The sequence below is a fragment of the Mesorhizobium sp. M7A.F.Ca.CA.001.08.2.1 genome, from assembly GCF_003998455.1.
Classification (GTDB): Bacteria; Pseudomonadota; Alphaproteobacteria; order Rhizobiales; family Rhizobiaceae; genus Mesorhizobium; species Mesorhizobium ciceri.
Genome location: NZ_RZPW01001067.1, coordinates 1 through 1,598 on the forward strand (window position 1 = coordinate 1; position 1,598 = coordinate 1,598).

The 1,598-nt window shown below is 59.9% G+C and carries 2 protein-coding genes; both read right to left on the bottom strand.

Annotated elements, in window-relative coordinates; translation table 11 throughout:
* Positions 1–163: 163 nt before the first annotated feature.
* A complete protein-coding gene (nirK, locus tag EN914_RS34785; protein WP_013524994.1) occupies positions 164–1,270 on the bottom strand; it encodes a copper-containing nitrite reductase in 1,107 nt (368 codons plus the stop codon).
* A 183-nt stretch (positions 1,271–1,453) separates the two neighbouring features.
* Positions 1,454–1,598, bottom strand: a 145-nt coding sequence (gene ccoS / locus EN914_RS34790) for a cbb3-type cytochrome oxidase assembly protein CcoS (protein WP_127389658.1), incomplete at its 5' end; no start/stop codon positions are given.

Sequence of the window (1,598 nt, forward strand, 5' to 3'; positions counted from 1 at the left end):
AGCGATGGGGTGGGATTGTCGATCTCCAAAGACCGCCTCTAGCGAGAGCCCTACCGGAACAGCAGCGGCGGCCAGGGCGACCGGCAGGACCTTCAGGATGAAAAGAGACATGGCTTTTGTCCTTGCCCGGACAGCGGCGCCGTCCGGGCATTTTCGAGTGCCGTCAGTTGGTGGCTATGGGTTTGGGCGCCTCGACCTGCGTCATCAGGTCGGCATCCCACTCGCCTTCGACCATGAAGTGAGCGGTCGCTCCGAGTTCCACGGCCTCAATCAGATTGTGATTCACGTAGGCGTAGACACCTGGCTGCAGGAACGTATACAGCGCCGAGCCCGCCGAGCCGCCACGGATGAACCAGGTTTCCAGGTCCTTGGCCGGCGGGTTGGCGAATTTGCCCTGTTCCCAGACATAGTCGCCGTGACCGCCTATCAGATGCGGCCGGGTATCGCGGTTGGCCTGTGAATGGACGATCAACACGGTCTCGCCGACTTTCGCCTTCATGGCGTTGTCGCCGGTCAGGGAACCTACCTTGCCGTTGAACAAGACATGCGTCGGGATCAGCCCGCGCATGACCTTGACGATGTCATCGTAACCGTCGCCAGCAGATTCGTAGCTCTTGAAATTGCCCTTCTCGTCGCGCGGAATATAGAAGTCGTTCTCGCCGATGTAGAAGATCTTGTCGTATCTGGCCGGCTCGCCCTTGTCGTTCCTGAGCCCATCGCGCGGCAACACCATGATTGCGCCGCTCATGCCGGAGACGACATGCCAAGGGATCATCGCGCCACCAGGTGCGCAGTGGTAGACGAACGTTCCCGTCCGCGTCGCCTTGAAGCGCAAGGTCACCTGTTCGCCGGGATTGATCAGCGTGAGACCGCCACCACCCAGAGCGCCAGTCGCGGCGTGGAAGTCGATGTTGTGGGCGAGTGAGTTGGTGTCGGGATTGATGAGCGTCAGCTCGAGATAGTCGTCCTGATGAACGACCATCAGCGGGCCGGGGATCGAGCCGTTGTAGGTCATCGCATTGAGCGTCGTGCCGTCGGCGTCGATGACAAGAGGCTTTTCCTCGATCGTGATGGTGAACTCGACGATCTTGGGTCCACCCTTGGCGACCTGATCGTGCGGATGGACGAACGGCGGTGCCACGAGCTTGATCTTTTCGCGGGCGAGCCCTCGAATGTCCGCCTTTGTCACAGGTGCCGAAAATGCAGGTAGTGCTGCCACGGCGGCAGCGCCGATCGCTGCCCCGAACAGAGCTTCACGTCGCGTGATCATGTCAGTCTCCTATCTCTCAACCGTTGCGGATGAGCAGAACCTAGCTGACCTGACGCAGCGTTTCTTTGCGCTGGCGCAAATTGGTGGAGTTCATTTTGGAGACCTAAGATTCTCGGACACCGATCTGGCGCGTCATAGTCAAGGTGGAGACGGTCGTGGTCCGGTTATTTTGCCAGCACTTCGCTATCTGCCGATCTTGTCTTCCCGATCGATAAGGATCCGCTCGGCGGCGCCGTCGAGATCTTCGTACTGGCCACTCTTCAAAGCCCACAGGAACCCCCCCAGGCCAAGCGCGCCAAGAAAGAGGGCCACAGGTATGAGGTAGGCA